Genomic DNA, 15,485 nt, shown 5'->3' with positions numbered 1-15,485 from the left:
CGCACCCCGATACGAAGCCTCCCTGCGGTTCGGGGGTGCTTGTCAAGGCATCTTTCCCGCCTTGACAAGCACCCCCGAACCGTCAGCACACTCGGGCTTCGGGGTGCCCCACGCACGAACACGCGCAATGTCGCCCCCCAGGGCGACGAGCCGCCCCCGGGAATCAAGAAAACGCGGCGGCATTAGCCTTGGCCCACTCCGCAAAGGAAATCCCAGGCCTCCCCAGCAATTCCTCAACCACCCCAGTCGGCTTCTGCGGATTCTCCACCGTCACCGCGAACATCTCCAGCAGCCACGAAGCAATATCCTCCGGATACCCGGCCTCGACCCACTCCGCGACCTGTTCCTCCGCCGTCAGCTCCACGAACCGCACCGGTTTGCCCACCGCCTCCCCGATCGCCGCGGCCATCCGCTCGAGCGAAATCCCTTCCGGGCCGCTGAGCTCGTAAACCCGTCCGACATGCCCCTCGGCAGTCAGCACATGCGCCGCCACCGCGGCGATGTCCGCCATGTCGATCGGCGTCTGCGCGGCCGTCGGATACGCAGACCGCACCTCCCCTCGCTCGCGAATCGACTGCGCCCATCCCAGCGAGTTCGTCATGAACGCCCCCGGCCGCAACACCGTCCGATCGAATCCGGCCGCCGCCACCGCCTCCTCGACGGCCGCGTATTCATGACCGCTCGACGCCGGGTGCTCGTCCCCGACACTCGACCCGGACAACGCGACCACCCGCCGGATCCCGGCCTCCGACGCCAGCTCGCAAAACCGCGAAACAGTCCGCGCATAAGGAGCCAAATACACCGCCTCGACCCCGCTCAGCGCGGCAGGCAGCGTCGAAGGCTTGGCCAGCGACCCCACCGCCACCTCGACCCCGTCAGGCAACGCCGCCCGCTCCGGGTCCACCGTCAGCGCCCGAGCCGGCACCCCGCGAGCCACCAGCTCGTCGACCACCAGCCGTCCGACGTTGCCGGTCGCACCCGTCACCAGAACCGTCATGCCCCCACCTTCTCGTATGGCGTACGAACAAAGCAAGCGTACGGCATACGAGAACTGTCCGCCACCTAACGGCGGCGAGACTCACGAGGTGATAGTCGGCAATTCCGGCGCGGAGACGTCGTAGATGTTCCCCTGCTGCGTCAGCAGCGCGGCCAGCACCTTCGCCTTGCGATCGGTGTTCTCCGCGTTCCCCCACCGCACGGTCTTGCCGTTCGCCAGCGTGAACTCCACGCTCGCCGGCGTCTGCGCGGTCACCGTCTTCGTCTGCTTGAGCAGCTGCTCCGGCAGCACGCCGAGCACCGCGGTCACCGCGCGGGTGACCGGATCGTCCACCGACACCTTCGGCAGCTTGAGCTCCGGCAGCCCGGCCGGCCGGGTCTTCACGGTCTTGAACACGACCCCGCCGCCGTCGACGAGATGCACCCCGTCGCCGCCGGGACCGCTGTCGAAGAACGCGATCGGGGTCCGTTCGGTCACCGCGATCTCCAGCGTCGTCGGCCACGAGCGGGACACCTCGACCGTCGCGACGCCCGGCAGCTGGGCCACCCGGTCGCGGATCCCGTCGACGTCCGCGCGCAGCATCGGCTGCCCGGGCGGCACCGCGGCGGTCGCGCGGATCTGGTCCGCCGACACGGTTTTCGCGCCCTGCACCTCGATGTTCTTCACCGCGAGCAGCGAGCTGAAAAACAGCAGATACCCCAGCGCGACCAGGGTGAGCACGGTCAGCAGCGCGACCCAGCGGCGGCGGATCTCCTTGCCCCGGTTCGGCCGGGACTTCCGGGCCGCGGCCCGCGCCGCGCGGCCCGAACGCGCGGCGGTGCGCGCCCGGGTGCGCCGGCGGTCCTCTTCGCTGCGCCGTCCCCGGCGTTCCCGGGCCAGGGCAGCCCGCTGCTCCTCGCCCGCGCGAGGCGCGGGCGAGCGACGGCGCTGCCTGGTCCCGGTCATGCCCCCGCGGCCCTCCGGTCCAGTTCGGCCAGAATCTCCGGGCCCAGCTGCGTCACGTCGCCCGCGCCCATGGTGATCGCGAGATCGCCCGGCCGCACGAGGTCGGCGACCAGGCCGGCGGCCACGTCGAACGCCCGCTGGTAGTGCACCGGAACGGTCACCCGGTCGGCGATCAGCGCGCCGGTCACGCCCGGCACCGGCTCCTCGCGCGCGCCGAAGACGTCCAGCACCACGACCTCGTCGGCCAGCGACAACGCCTCGGCGAACTCGGCGGCGAAAGTCTGCGTGCGCGAGTACAGATGCGGCTGGAACACCACGACGACCCGCCCGCTGCCCGCGGCCGTGCGCACCGCGCGCAGCTGCGCGGCCACCTCGGTCGGGTGGTGCGCGTAGTCGTCGTATACCCGGACATCGCCCGCGCGGCCCTTGAACTCGAACCGGCGGCGCACCCCGCCGAACGCGGCGAGCCCCGCGGCCATGCCGTCGAACGGCGCGCCGAGTTCGAGCCCGGCGAGCAGCGCGGCGACCGCGTTGAGCGCCATGTGCTCCCCCGGCACCGCGACCCGCAGGTCGTGCTCTTCGCCGTCCAGCGCGATCCGCACGACGCCGCCGTCCGGCGCGGGCGTGTAGTCGAGCACGCGCACGTCGCCTTCGCCGGACGCCGCGCGGCCGTAGCGCCGCACCCGCACGCCGGCCGCGGCGGCCTCGTCGCCCAGCCGGGCCGCGCCCTCGTCGTCCGCGCAGACGATCAGCAGCCCGCCCGGCTCGATCTGGCCGACGAAATCGCTGAACACCTTCACGTACGCCTCGGCGGTGCCGTGGTGGTCGAGGTGATCGGGCTCGACGTTCGTCACCACCGCCACCGACGGCGTGTAGGTGAGGAAGGAGCCGTCGCTCTCGTCGGCTTCCGCGACGAACACGCCGCCCTCGCCGTGGTGCGCGTTGGCCCCGGATTCGTTGAGGTCGCCGCCGATCGCGAACGACGGGTCCATCCGGCAGTTCTGCAGCGCCACGGTGAGCATCGACGTGGTCGAAGTCTTGCCGTGCGTCCCGGCGATGCACGCGACGCGGTGCCCGGCCATCAGCCCGGCCAGCGCCTGCGCCCGGTGCAGCACCGGGATGCCGCGTTCGCGCGCCGCGGCGAGTTCCGGGTTCGTCTCCTTGATCGCGGTGGACACCACGACGGCCGAAGGCGGTTCGGCCAGCTCGCCGAGGTTTTCCGCGGTCTGGCCGACGAACAGCGTCGCACCCTGCGCGCGCAGCGAAAGCAGCGCGCGCGATTCCTTGGCGTCCGACCCGGACACGGCCGCGCCGCGGGCGAGCAGGATCCGCGCGATGCCGGACATCCCGGCCCCGCCGATCCCGATCAGGTGCGCCCGGCGCAGCCGCGCGGGCAGTTCGGGCGTGTCAGGCACCGGCGGCCTCCAAAACGATGCGGGCGAGGGTCTCGTCGGCTTCGCGGTGGCCGAGCCCGACGGCGGCCGCGCTCATCGCCGCGATCCGGCCGGCGTCGGTCACCAGCGGGATCACCAGTTCGGCGACCTTCTCCGCGGTGAGGTCGGCGTCGGCGACCATCAGCGCCGCCCCGGCGTCGACCGCGGGCTGGGCGTTGACCGCCTGCTCGCCGTTGCCGTGCGGCAGCGGGACGAACACCGCGGGCAGCCCGACCGCGGACACCTCGGCCGCGGTCATCGCGCCGGACCGGCACACGACCGCGTCCGCCGCGGCGTAGGCCAGGTCCATCCGTTCCAGGTACGGCACCGGCACGTACGGCGGCTTGCCGGGAAACTCTTGCACCACAAGGGAATTCTTCGGCCCGTGCGCGTGCAGCACCCCGACGCCGGCCTCGGCGAAGTCCTTCGCCGCGCCGGAGATCGCGGAGTTGATCGACGCCGCGCCCTGCGAACCGCCGAACACCAGCAGCGTCGGCGCGTCCGGGTCCAGCTCGAAATGCGCGCGCGCCTCGGCGCGCAGCGCGGCCCGGTCCAGCGACGTGATCGAGCGGCGCAGCGGAATGCCGACCACCTCGGCCTTCGGCAGCGGCGTGCCCGGCACGGCGACCGCGACCCGGGACGCGAAGCGGGCGCCGACCTTGTTGGCCAGCCCGGCCGACTTGTTCGCCTCGTGCACCACGATCGGCGTCCGGCCGCGCGCGGCGAGATACGCCGGCAGCGCGACGTAGCCGCCGAAGCCGACGACGACGTCCGCGTGCACCCGGTCGAGCACCTCGCGGGTGCGGCGGACCGAATCGCGCACCTTGAGCGGCAGCCGGAGCAGCTCCGGCGTCGGCTTGCGCGGCATCGGGACCGGCGGGATCAGCTCCAGCGGGTACCCGCGCGCGGGCACGAGCTTGTTCTCCAGGCCGCGTTCCGTGCCGAGGGCGATCACCTCGGCGTCCGGGCGCAGCCGCTTCACGGCGTCCGCCAGCGCGAGCGCGGGTTCGATGTGCCCGGCGGTGCCCCCGCCCGCGACGACGACGACCGGCGCCCGGCCCGCGGCCGACCGCTCCGTTCCCTTGACGGGCTTGCTCACCAATGACCTCTCCGGTTCGCGGTGCCCCGGGCACCGCGGTTCGCTGTAGTCCGCCGCGCCGACCGGCGGCGTTCCTGTGCCGGTGCGGGCCGGCCCGCACGCGGGGCCGGCCTGGCCGCCCTCGTCCCGTTCCCCGCGGCGCGCGTCCCCTTGCGGGAGGACGGCGGGCGGTAGGGATCGGGCGCGGGCAGCCGCAGCAGGCGTCCGAATTTACCCGGCCCGTGCGAGCGCAGCGCGGCCACCGCCTCGGGTTCGTGCCGCGCGGCGTTGGCCAGCACGCCCATGATGAGCATGGTGATCACGAGCGACGTGCCGCCGTAGGAGATCAGCGGCAGCGTGACGCCGGTGACCGGCAGCAGCCCGACCACGTAGCCGATGTTGATGGCCGCCTGCGCGACGAGGAACACCGTCAGCGTGCCCGCGACGATCCGGATCCACGGGTCGATGTTGCGGGTGGCGATGCGCAGCCCGACCACGGCCACTCCGGCGAACAGCGCCAGCACCACCGCGCAGCCCACGAAGCCCAGTTCCTCGCCGATCAGGGCGAAAATGAAGTCGTTCTGCACGTTCGGCAGGTAGCCCCAGTTCGACGCGCCCTGCCCGAGCCCCTTGCCGAACAGCCCGCCGTCGGCGAGCGCCAGCTTGGCCTGGTTCGCCTGGAATCCCTCGGCCGAGGTGTCCGCGTCCGGCGACAGGAACGACATCACCCGGGCGAGCCGGTAGGGCGCGATGATCGCCAGCACCAGCACGCCGCTCAGGCCGCCGGCCAGGATCACCCCGAAAAGCCGTTTCGGCGCCCCGGCGAACCACAGCAGGCCGAGCAGCACCACCGCGAGGGTGATCGTGCCGCCCAGGTCGGGCTGCAGCATCACCAGCGCGAACATCAGCAACGCCACCGGCACCACCGGGACCAGCAGATGCCGCCACTGGTGCAGCACGTTGTACTTGATCACCAGGATGTGCGCGCCCCAGAAGGCCAGCGCCACCTTCGCCGCCTCGACCGGCTGGAAGGTGAACACGCCGAGCTTGAACCAGCCCTGCGAGCCGTTGACGGTCGACCCGAGCGGCGTCAGCACCAGCATCAGCAGCCCGAGGCAGAGCACCGTGATGGTCGCCGACATCCGCCGGATCCGCTCCAGCCGCACGCGCAGGCCGAGCCAGAACACGATCCCGCCGATCGCGACGAACATCAGGTGCCGGAAGAACAGCGAGTACACGCCGCTGCCGGTCTTCGGGTTGTAGGAGGCCACCGACGACGCGGACAGCACCATCACCGCGCCGATCACGGTGAGGACGCCGGTCAGCGCGAGCACCAGGTGGAACGACGCCAGCGGCCGGGACAGCCAGGCGGTCAGCGCGGTGCGGAGCGCGACGAACGGGCTTTCCTTGCGGACGCGCCGAGGCCGGGGCTTGTCTCCGTCAACGACTGTCATCCGCCGCCCCCGCCGCGCCGTCGGCCAGAGCGCGCACCGCGGCTTCGAACGCGTCGCCGCGCGCTCCGTAGCCGCGGAACATGTCCAGCGAGGCGGCGGCGGGCGCGAGAAGCACCACGTCACCAGGACGAGCCAGGGCGCTGGCCGCATTCACCGCCGCAGTCATGGGCTCATCGTCACCCGGAAGGAGGCGGTTGCACGGGACATCCGGCGCGTGTCGCGCGAGAGCGGCTTCGATCACCGGCGCGTCGGCGCCCAGCAGGACGGCGGCGCGCAGCCGTCCGGAGACCGCGGCGACCAGCTCGTCCACCGACGCGCCCTTGAGCTGCCCGCCGGCGATCCAGACCACGCTTTCGTGCGCCAGCAGCGAGCCGAGCGCGGCGTGCGGGTTGGTGGCCTTCGAGTCGTTGACGTAGCGGACGCCGCCGATCTCGGCGACCTCCACCGCGCGGTGCGGCGCGGGCTCGTACGCGCGCAGGCCCTTCCGCACCGCCGCGGGCGTCACGCCGTGCGCCCGGGCCAGCGCGGCCGCGGCGAGCGCGTTCGCGAGGTTGTGCGGACCGGCGGGGCGGACGTCGGCGATCTCGGCCAGCTCGTCGGCGCTCGTCTCCGGGTCGGCCCCGAACGCGCGGTCCACCAGCAGGTCTTCGACCAGGCCCAGCTCCCCCGCCCGCGGCGTGTCGAGCACGAACCCGATCCGCCGCGCGCCGTCGGGCGCGTGTTCCTCGGCGAGCCGCGTGGACCACGGGTCGTCGACGTTGTGCACGACGGCGCGCGAGCGTTCGTGCACGCGGCCCTTCGCGGCGGCGTACTCCTCCATCGAGCCGTGCCAGTCGAGGTGGTCCTCGGCGAGGTTCAGCACCACCGAGGCGTCCGGCGCGATCGTGGACGACCAGTGCAGCTGGAAGCTCGACAGCTCCACGGCCAGCACCTGATGCCCGCCGCGCACCGCGTCGAGCACCGGGTAGCCGACGTTGCCGCAGGCCACCGCGTCCGCGCCGGCCGCGCGCAGGATCGACTCCAGCATCCCGACGGTGGTCGTCTTGCCGTTCGTGCCGGTGATCACCAGCCACGCGGGCGGATGCTCGCGCAGCTGCCCGATCCGCCAGGCCAGCTCGACGTCGCCGATCACCTCGACGCCCGCCTCGGCCGCCGCGACCAGCAGCGGAGACGTCGGCCGCCAGCCCGGGCTGGTCACCACGAGCGCGGCGTCCTCGGGCGGCTCGGTCAGGCCAGGCACCAGCTGGGCGTCCAGGTCCTCCAGCTCGGCGAGCCGTTCGGCGTTGCCGTCGGTGACCGTGACCCGCGCGCCCAGCTCGCGCAGCACCGGGACGACCGACTTCCCGGTGACCCCGGCGCCCGCGACCAGCACGTGTTTGCCGTCCAGATCGAGCACCGATCAGCCCCCGAAGTTGAGCTGCTCGCTGTAGAACAGCCCGAGCCCGAACATGCAGCAGATCGCCGAGAGCAGCCAGAACCGGATGATCACCGTGGTTTCCGCCCACCCGGCCAGCTCGAAGTGGTGGTGGAACGGGGCCATCCGGAACAGCCGCCGCCGCGTCGTGCGGAACACCGCGATCTGCGTGACCACCGAGATCATCTCGACCATGAACAGGCCGCCGATGACGATGGCGAGCAGCTCGGTGCGGGTGGTCATGGACAGCCCGGCGACGAGGCCGCCGAGGGCGAGCGACCCGGTGTCGCCCATGAAGATCTTCGCCGGGGCCGCGTTCCACCACAGGAACCCGATGCACGCCCCGGTGGCCGCGGCCGCGACGACCGCGAGGTCGAGCGGGTCGCGCACGTCGTAGCAGGCCGGGAGCGGCTGGGTGGAGCAGGAGAGCCGGGCCTGCCAGAACGAGATGACCACGTACGTCGCGAGCACCATCGCCGCCGCGCCGCCGGCCAGGCCGTCGAGGCCGTCGGTGAAGTTCACCGCGTTCGACCAGCCGGAGATGACGATGTAGCAGAAGATCACGAACACGACCGACGGGAACGTGATCAGCGCCAGGTCGCGGACGTAGGACAGGCTCTGCGACGCCGGGGTGAGCCCCTGGGCGTCCTTGAACTGCAGCGAGAGCACCGCGAACAGGATGGTCACCACGAGCTGGCCGACCAGCTTCGCGGTCTTGTTCAGCCCGAGGTTGCGCTGCTTGCGGATCTTGATGAAGTCGTCGAGGAAGCCGACCACGCCGAGCCCGACCGCGAGCATCAGCACGAGCAGGCCGGACGCCGAGGGCGCGGCCGAGCGCGAGTTGCTGATCCAGGTGATCAGGTGCGCGACGAAGTAGCCCGCGACCATCGCGATGATGATCGCGACGCCGCCCATGGTCGGCGTGCCGCGCTTCGACTTGTGCCCCTGCGGGCCTTCCTCGCGGATCTCCTGGCCGAAGCCCTGCCGCGAGAAAACCCGGATGAGGTAGGGCGTGAGCAGGATCGAGACCAGCAGACCAGCCGCGGCCGCGATCATGATGTTGATCACGCGTGACCACCGTTCGAGCGTTCGGATTTCAGAGGAGAAGAGCCGGTGTTCGTTTCCGGGTCGGCCAGCAACGCCTCGGCCACCCGCCAGAGACCGGCGGCCTTGGACGCCTTGACCAGCACCACGTCCCCGGGACGGAGCTGATCATGCAGCACGGCGACGGCGGCCTCGACATCGGGTACCAGCACCGACTCCTCGCCCCAGGAACCCTCCTGGAGCGCGCCCTGGTGCATGGCGGCCGCGTCCTGGCCGACCACGACGAGCTTCTCGATGTTGAGCCGGACCACGAGCCGCCCGATGGAATCGTGCGCGGTCACCGAGTCCTCGCCCAGCTCGCCCATCACGCCGAGCACCGCCCAGGCGCGGCGGCCCGACCGGCTCATCGAGGCCAGCGCTTTCAGCCCGGCCCGGACCGACTCCGGGTTGGCGTTGTACGAATCGTTGAGGATCGTGACGCCGTCCGCGCGGGTGGTCACGTCCATCCGGCGCTCCGAGCGGCGCTGCAACGACGACAGCCGCTGCGCGATCTCCTCGGTGGTCGCGCCCAGTTCGCGCGCGATGGCGGCCGCCGACAGCGCGTTGCCGACGTGATGCTCGCCGTGCAGCGGCAGCGTCACCGGAGCCTCGCCCTCGGGCGTGATCAGCCGGAAGGACGGGCGGGCCTGGTCGTCGACCGTGATGTCGGCGGCCCGGACCTGCGCTCCGGCCGACTCCCCCACGCCGACGATGCGGGCCTTGGTGCGGCTCGCCATGGCGGCTACCAGCGGATCGTCCAGGTTCAGCACCGCGAGACCGTCTTCCGGAAGAGCTTCGACCAGCTCGCCCTTGGCCTTCGCGATCCCCTCGCGCGAGCCGAACTCGCCGACGTGCGCGCTGCCGACGTTCAGCACCGCGCCGATCCGCGGCGGCGTGGTCTCGGCCGCCGCGGCGATGTGCCCGACCCCGCGCGCGGACATCTCCAGCACGAGGAACTTGGTCGAGGCGTCGGCGCGCAGCGCGGTCCACGGGTGGCCCAGCTCGCTGTTGAACGACCCGGGCGGCGCGACCGTCGGGCCCATCGGCTCGATCAGCTGCGCGATGACGTCCTTGGTCGAGGTCTTGCCGGACGAGCCGGTGACGCCGATGACGGTCAGCCCGCCCGCGGCCAGCCGGTCGACGACGTGCCGGGCCAGCTTCGCCAGCGCGGCCAGCACGGCGGCGCCGGAGCCGTCGGTGTCGCCGGTCAGCGCGACCGACCGGGCGTTGGCCTGCCCCGGCGGCAGCGGCGGCACGACGATCGCCGGAGCGTCGACTTCGCGCGCGGCCAGCACGCCGACCGCGCCCGCTTCGACCGCCTTCGCGGCGAAATCGTGCCCGTCGACGCGTTCGCCGGGCAGCGCGAGGAACAACCCGCCCGGACCGAGCTTGCGGGTGTCGAATTCGACACTGCCGGTCACGACAGCGGATCCGTCGGTGCGGTGCAGCCTGCCGCCGACGACGTCGGCGATCTCGGCCAGGCTCAGCTCGATCACGCGGTCACCTCGAGACGCTTGCGGATGGCGGCCTCCAGCTCGTCCCGGTCGGAGAACGGGTGCACCACACCCTGCGCCTCCTGGCCGGTCTCGTGGCCCTTGCCTGCGATCAGGACGATGTCGCCCGGCCCGGCGAGCGACACCGCGTGCGCGATCGCCTCGCGCCGGTCGCCGATCTCCAGCACCTCGCCGCCCGCCGCGGGCCCGACGGCGCGGGCCCCGGCCAGCATCGCGGCGCGAATCGCGGCCGGATCCTCCGAACGCGGGTTGTCGTCGGTGACGATCAGGACATCGCTGCGGCGCACCGCGGCCTCGCCCATCATCGGGCGCTTCGCGGTGTCCCGGTCGCCGCCGCAGCCGAGCACGGTGATGATCTTGCCCTCGGTGCGGGCGCGCAGAGCGTCCAGCCCCTGGGCCACCGCGGCCGGTTTGTGCGCGTAGTCGACCACCGCGGTGAACGCCTGGCCGAGGTACACCCGCTCCATCCGGCCGGGCACCTCCACCGCGGCGAGCCCGGCGACGATGTCGTCGGCTTCGACGCCCGCGCTGTCCAGGATCGCCGCCGCGAGCACCGCGTTGGCGACGTTGAACGTGCCCGGCAGCGGAATCTTCGCCGCGCGGCTGAACCCGTCCGGCCCGAGCAGCGTGAAGGTCTGCTCGCCGGCCGGGGTCGCCTCGATGTCGGCGGCCCGCCACAGCGCGTCGGCGCCGGCTTCGATCGAGACGGTCACGGTCTGCGGAGTGAGCAGCGCCTGCCCCCACGCGCTGTCGACCACGACGACCTCGGTGGTGGACCGGCCGTCGAACAGCAGGGACTTGGCGGCGAAGTACTCCTCCATGTCCTTGTGGAAATCGAGGTGGTCCTGCGACAGGTTGGTGAACGCGCCGACCGCGAACCGGGTGCCGTTGACCCGGCCGAGCGCCAGCGCGTGGCTGGACACCTCCATCGGCACGTGCGTGACGCCGCGCTCCAGCATCACCGCGAGCAGCGCCTGCAGGTCCGGGGCCTCCGGCGTGGTGAACCCGCTGGCCAGCCGCTCGCCGCCGATGCGGGTCTCGACCGTGCCGATCAGGCCGGTGGTGCGCCCGGCGGCGCGCAGGCCCGCGTCGACCAGGTAGGAGGTGGTGGTCTTGCCGGAGGTGCCGGTGACGCCGAGCACGGAAAGGTGCAGCGACGGCTCGCCGTAGATCCACGCGGCGATCTCGCCGAGCGCGGCGCGCGGGTCCGGGTGCACGAGCACGGGCACCGGCGCGTCGCGCAGCGCGGGCCGCTCGGCCCCGCTCGGGTCGGTCAGGACGGCCGCGGCTCCGGCGGCGAGGGCCTGGTCGCTGAAGTCGGCGCCGTGCGCGCGGGCGCCGGGAAGGCCGGCGAACAGGTCGCCGGGGAGCACGTGCTGCGCACGCAGCGTGGCGCCGGTGACGGTGAGGTCGGCGGCCTCGGGACGGTCGGCGATGAGCCGGGCTCCCGCACGGGCGAGCAAGGTGGCCAGCGGGACCGGGTCGATCCGGGCCGGCCGGGGCGGCGCGGCGGCCGCTTTGGCCGGGCTGTCCGGCAGCGACGCGGCAGCGGGCCCGCTTCGGGGCTGGGACGAGGACACGGACACGCCGGAGAGGTTACCGAGGCCGGATCCGGGTGACCCAACGCGGTACGGCGAACGCGCGCCGCCGCCGCGGATGTGGTAGGAGGATCGGTCAAGATCGTTGCGGCGCAACCCTTTCGCCGGACCCGCACCGGCCCGTGTGGACGATCGCCCGCCCCGCCGGGCCCGCATCGCGTTCTCCGGCACCGCGTTTCTCGCGACCGGCGGGTCCAATGAGGTTTTCTCAGCAGCCATCGCGCGGGGTTCCGCCGCGGGCAGGGAGCGTCGTCCGGGGCTTGTGCGGATGGGGCTCGTGAGGGAAACCCTGCGGAAATCAGATTCCCGCAGGGTTCCCCTCACGAACCTGCGAAGCGGAGAGCGGGCGGTCAGCCGACGACGAGCGGCACCACCGGCGACGGGCCGTCGGACAGCGGAATCTGGTACCGCTGCGACAGGTACGACGCGATCGAGTGGAACAGCGGGCCCGCGGAATGCCCGATGGGCAGCGAAGTGTCCGGCGCGTCGAGCCGGATGCCGACGACGAACCGCGGGTGGTCGGCGGGCAGGATTCCGGCGAAGGTGATGTTCGCCAGGCTCGAGCTGTAGGCCTTGGTGCGCGGGTCGATCTGCTGGCCGGTGCCGGTCTTGCCGGAGACCTGGTAGCCCTCCAGCCCGGCCGAGGGCGCGGTGCCCGAGTTCGGGCTCTTGGCGTTCTGCACCACCGCGCGCAGCATGTCCCGCACCGTTTTCGCGGTTTCCGGGCTCACCACGCGCTCGGTCTTCGGCGGCGCTTCCGGCGTCACGGTGCCGTCCGGGTTCTTCTTCGCCTTCACGATCCGCGGTTCCACGCGCAGGCCGTCGTTCGCGATCGCCTGGTACATCCCGGCCATCTGCACCACGGTCATCGAAAGACCCTGGCCGATCGGCAGGTTGCCGAACGTGGACGCCGACCAGTCCTTGCGCGGCGGCACGTACCCGGAGCTCTCGCCGGGGAGGCCGATGCCGGTCTTCTGCCCGATGCCGAACTTCTTCAGCAGGTCGAGATACCGGTCCGGGCCGACCTGCTGCGCCAGTTCCAGCGTGCCGACGTTGGAGGACTTCGCGAAAACGCCGGTGGTGGTGAACGTCTGCGTGCCGTGCACCCAGGCGTCGTGCACCGTCCGGTCGGCGACCTTGATCGAGCCCGGCACCTCCAGCGTCGAGGTGGGCGTGGCGATCTTGTTGTCGATCGCCGCGGTCGCGGTGACCACCTTGTTCACCGAACCGGGTTCATACGGCGTGGTGACCGGGCGGTTGTTGAGCAGGTCCGGCTTGATCGTGGACGGGTCGTTCGGGTTGAACGTGCTGGAGTCGGCCAGCGCGTACACCTCGGCCGTCTTCGCGTCCATGATGACCGCCTGGCCGCCCTTGGCGTTCGCCTTCGCGACGTAGTCGGCCAGCTGGCGCTGCAGTTCGAACTGCAGGTCGGAATCTATGGTCAGCTGGAGGTCCGACCCCGGGACAGCCGCGGTGAGCACGTGCTCGGTGCCCGGCAGGTACAGGTTGTCATTGCCGTTCTGGGTGTTCACGATCTCGCGGCCGGGCGTGCCCGCCAGGTCGGCGTCGCGCGATTTCTCCAGCCCGACCACGCCGTGCAGGTTGTGCTTCGACACGTCGGCGTCGTCCATCCGCCAGTTCGAGAGCCCGACGATGTTCGACGCGAGCGTGTCGCCCGGGTACTCGCGCTTGGCGCGCTTCTCCACGCTGATCCACGCGTATTTCTTGACGATCTGGTCGGCCACCGAGGGCTCGACGTTGTCGACGAGATAGGTGAAGGACTGCTGTTTGTGCAGCAGCGCCAGCTGTTCGGCCTCGGTGGTCAGGTGCGGGACCTTCTGCGCGATCAGCTTCGCCGCGCCGGCGACCTCGGTTTCGAACGTGCGGCCCTTGTCCGGGTACTTCTTCGCGTACTCGTCCATCGACTTGTGCAGCGCCCGCAGATTCACCGACAGCGTGCGGGTTTCCACGCTGAACGCCAGCTTCGCGCCGTTGCGGTCCACAATGGACCCGCGCTGGGCCGGGATGTCGATGGTGAGCGTGCGCTGGCGTTCGGCCGCCGCGGACAGCGCGGGTGCCTCGAACCACTGCACCTGCACCAGTTTCGCGCCCGCCACCACCATCAGGACGACGAGCATGATGCGCACCGCGGAAAACCGGCTGCGCTGCCCGCCGTTGCCCCGTTTCGCGACCGCGCGGCGGGTGCCCGCGGCGTAAGTCCGCCGCGCGCTGCCCGCCGCCCGGGAACGGCTGTTGCCGCCTGCCGCCATCACTGCCCTCCCGCGGTCCCCGCGGGCGTGCCCGACAGGTCGCCTTCGATCCCGCCCTCCGGCGGAGCGGCCGGCGGCTGCGCCGGGGGCGCGGCCGCGTCCTGCTCGTCCGGCTGGGCCTTCTTCGGTTCGCCGACGACGGTCGTCTTGCCGTCCTTGCCGACGACGATGCGCGCCGGGTCGCCGCCGGGCACCATGCCCAGCTGCTTGGCCGCGGGCGCGAGAGACGCCGGGGACTGGGCCTTCGCGACCTCGCGCTCCAGCCGGTCCTTCGTCTCCATCAGCGAAGCGCTGTCCGTGCGCAGTTTCTCGAGCCGGTACGAATCGGCGATCGCCTGCGTGGTGAACCACAGCGTCGCGGCGACCCCGACCGCCAGCAGCCCCATCATGACGAGCACGAACGACGCGCGCGACCGCGGCCAGCGCAGCTGGAACCGCGCGCGCACGGTCTTCGTTTCGACGGTTTCCGGTTCGGCCACTGGCTTTTTCGGCGCGCGCTGCCGCAGCAGGTCGGCCCGCTGCGCTCGCCGGGCGTATGCGCGTTCGGCAGCTGTCGTCCGCCGCCGCGCCGGGGTTTCCGTCTCGGTGACGGTGTTCCGCGGTGCCCGCTCCGCCGCGGTCGGCGACGAGCGGCGGGACTTCGCAGGTGCGGTCATCGCGGCTCTCCGATCCGTTGTGCTGCGCGCAGCCGCACCGAGGCGGCCCGCGGGTTGTGCTCGATCTCGCTCTCGCCGGCCTTCTCCGCTCCCCGGGTGAGCAGCTTCAGCTCCGGCCCGTGCCCGGGCAGTTCGACCGGAAGCCCTTCCGGCGTCCGGGATTTCGCCAGTTCCGCGAGCGCCTGCTTGACCAGCCGGTCCTCGAGGGACTGGTAGGACTCGACGACGATCCGGCCGTTCATCGCCAGCGCGCCCAGCGCCGCGGGCATCGCCCGGCGCAGCACTTCCAGCTCGCCGTTGACCTCGATCCGCAACGCCTGGAAGGTGCGCTTCGCCGGATGCCCGCCGGTGCGCCTGCTCGCCGCCGGAACCGCGGAGTAGAGCAGTTCGACCAGCCTTCCGCTGCGGGTGAACGGTTCCTTCTCCCGTTCCGCCACCACGGCGCGGACGATCCGCTGCGCGAAGCGTTCCTCGCCGTAGTCGCGCAGGATCCGGATCAGCTCGCCGGGCGCGTAGGTGTTGAGCACGTCGGCCGCGGTGAACCCGGTGGTCGGGTCCATCCGCATGTCCAGCGGCGCGTCCTGCGAGTAGGCGAACCCGCGTTCGGCGCGGTCGAGCTGCATCGACGAGACGCCGAGGTCGAACAGGATTCCGTCCACTTGGGACAGTCCGAGTCCGGCCACCGCTTCGGGAAGCCCGTCGTAGACCGTGTGCACGAGGTCGACGCGGTCGCCGTGCCGCGCGAGCCGCTCCGCGGAGCGCTCGAGCGCGGCGGGATCGCGGTCAAGGCCGATCAGCCGGAGCCGGGGGAACGCCGACAGCAGGGCGTCGGAGTGGCCGCCGAGACCGACGGTGGCGTCGACGAGAACGGCGTCGCGGTCGGCCAGCGCGGGGGTGAACAGCTCGACGATGCGGTCCAGCAGCACCGGAACGTGCTCGGCTGCGTCCGCCATGTCTTCCCCCTTTCTGCCGCGTGCGTAAACCGGGGAAGATGCGGCGGATGCCGTCAGGTCCCTGCCCGCCCGCTTGCTGACCTGGCACCG

General features: G+C 72.1%; 12 protein-coding genes. All 12 read right to left on the bottom strand.

Annotated features, from left to right (window positions below; genetic code table 11):
* Window positions 1–163: 163 nt before the first annotated feature.
* The 12 genes from ACZ63D_RS22585 to rsmH all read right to left on the bottom strand — a co-directional run bounded on the left by ACZ63D_RS22585 (window position 164) and on the right by rsmH (window position 15,395).
* Window positions 164–997, bottom strand: coding sequence for an NAD(P)H-binding protein (locus ACZ63D_RS22585; protein ID WP_465356289.1), 834 nt, complete (start codon window positions 995–997; stop codon window positions 164–166).
* A gap of 81 nt (window positions 998–1,078) precedes the next feature.
* Window positions 1,079–1,942 carry a cell division protein FtsQ/DivIB gene (locus ACZ63D_RS22580; RefSeq protein WP_465356288.1) on the bottom strand — a complete coding sequence of 288 codons (864 nt, stop codon included), beginning with the start codon at window positions 1,940–1,942 and terminating at the stop codon, window positions 1,079–1,081.
* Window positions 1,939–3,357 (bottom strand): UDP-N-acetylmuramate--L-alanine ligase, encoded by a 1,419-nt coding sequence (gene murC, locus ACZ63D_RS22575; protein ID WP_465356287.1) that lies wholly within the window; start codon window positions 3,355–3,357, stop codon window positions 1,939–1,941. The genes ACZ63D_RS22580 and murC overlap by 4 nt, the downstream gene beginning before the upstream one ends.
* Window positions 3,350–4,474, bottom strand: coding sequence for an undecaprenyldiphospho-muramoylpentapeptide beta-N-acetylglucosaminyltransferase (gene murG / locus ACZ63D_RS22570; RefSeq protein WP_465356286.1), 1,125 nt, complete (start codon window positions 4,472–4,474; stop codon window positions 3,350–3,352). Before murG ends, murC begins: the two co-directional genes overlap by 8 nt.
* A complete protein-coding gene (gene ftsW, locus ACZ63D_RS22565; protein ID WP_465356285.1) occupies window positions 4,471–5,907 on the bottom strand; it encodes a putative lipid II flippase FtsW in 1,437 nt (478 codons plus the stop codon). The genes murG and ftsW overlap by 4 nt, the downstream gene beginning before the upstream one ends.
* Window positions 5,894–7,303: a UDP-N-acetylmuramoyl-L-alanine--D-glutamate ligase gene (gene murD / locus ACZ63D_RS22560; RefSeq protein WP_465356284.1), complete on the bottom strand. Its 1,410-nt coding sequence runs from the start codon at window positions 7,301–7,303 to the stop codon at window positions 5,894–5,896. The genes ftsW and murD overlap by 14 nt, the downstream gene beginning before the upstream one ends.
* 3 nt (window positions 7,304–7,306) lie before the next feature.
* Window positions 7,307–8,389 (bottom strand): phospho-N-acetylmuramoyl-pentapeptide-transferase, encoded by a 1,083-nt coding sequence (gene mraY / locus ACZ63D_RS22555; RefSeq protein ID WP_465356283.1) that lies wholly within the window; start codon window positions 8,387–8,389, stop codon window positions 7,307–7,309.
* Window positions 8,386–9,900, bottom strand: a complete 1,515-nt coding sequence (locus ACZ63D_RS22550; protein WP_465356282.1) for a UDP-N-acetylmuramoyl-tripeptide--D-alanyl-D-alanine ligase — start codon at window positions 9,898–9,900, stop codon at window positions 8,386–8,388. The genes mraY and ACZ63D_RS22550 overlap by 4 nt, the downstream gene beginning before the upstream one ends.
* The gene (locus ACZ63D_RS22545; RefSeq protein ID WP_465356313.1) at window positions 9,897–11,456 is read right to left on the bottom strand and encodes a UDP-N-acetylmuramoyl-L-alanyl-D-glutamate--2,6-diaminopimelate ligase; all 1,560 of its coding nucleotides are present in this window, start codon (window positions 11,454–11,456) and stop codon (window positions 9,897–9,899) included. Before ACZ63D_RS22545 ends, ACZ63D_RS22550 begins: the two co-directional genes overlap by 4 nt.
* Window positions 11,457–11,866: 410 nt before the next feature.
* Window positions 11,867–13,786 (bottom strand): peptidoglycan D,D-transpeptidase FtsI family protein, encoded by a 1,920-nt coding sequence (locus ACZ63D_RS22540; RefSeq protein ID WP_465356281.1) that lies wholly within the window; start codon window positions 13,784–13,786, stop codon window positions 11,867–11,869.
* A complete protein-coding gene (gene ftsL / locus ACZ63D_RS22535; protein WP_465356280.1) occupies window positions 13,786–14,442 on the bottom strand; it encodes a cell division protein FtsL in 657 nt (218 codons plus the stop codon). Before ftsL ends, ACZ63D_RS22540 begins: the two co-directional genes overlap by 1 nt.
* Complete coding sequence (rsmH, locus tag ACZ63D_RS22530; RefSeq protein ID WP_465356279.1) at window positions 14,439–15,395, bottom strand: 16S rRNA (cytosine(1402)-N(4))-methyltransferase RsmH; 957 nt, start codon at window positions 15,393–15,395, stop codon at window positions 14,439–14,441. The genes ftsL and rsmH overlap by 4 nt, the downstream gene beginning before the upstream one ends.
* Between the last annotated feature and the right edge of the window lie 90 nt (window positions 15,396–15,485).

Source organism: Amycolatopsis sp. NPDC104775, assembly GCF_055583325.1.
This window is presented reverse-complemented; position numbering and strand designations above follow the sequence as displayed.

Coding starts and splice junctions, on each gene's coding strand:
- ACZ63D_RS22585 (WP_465356289.1), bottom strand. CDS start 997: ATGACGGTTCTGGTGACGGGTGCGACCGGCAACGTCGGACGGCTGGTG.
- ACZ63D_RS22540 (WP_465356281.1), bottom strand. CDS start 13,786: ATGGCGGCAGGCGGCAACAGCCGTTCCCGGGCGGCGGGCAGCGCGCGG.
- ACZ63D_RS22580 (WP_465356288.1), bottom strand. CDS start 1,942: ATGACCGGGACCAGGCAGCGCCGTCGCTCGCCCGCGCCTCGCGCGGGC.
- ftsL (WP_465356280.1), bottom strand. CDS start 14,442: ATGACCGCACCTGCGAAGTCCCGCCGCTCGTCGCCGACCGCGGCGGAG.
- ftsW (WP_465356285.1), bottom strand. CDS start 5,907: ATGACAGTCGTTGACGGAGACAAGCCCCGGCCTCGGCGCGTCCGCAAG.
- rsmH (WP_465356279.1), bottom strand. CDS start 15,395: ATGGCGGACGCAGCCGAGCACGTTCCGGTGCTGCTGGACCGCATCGTC.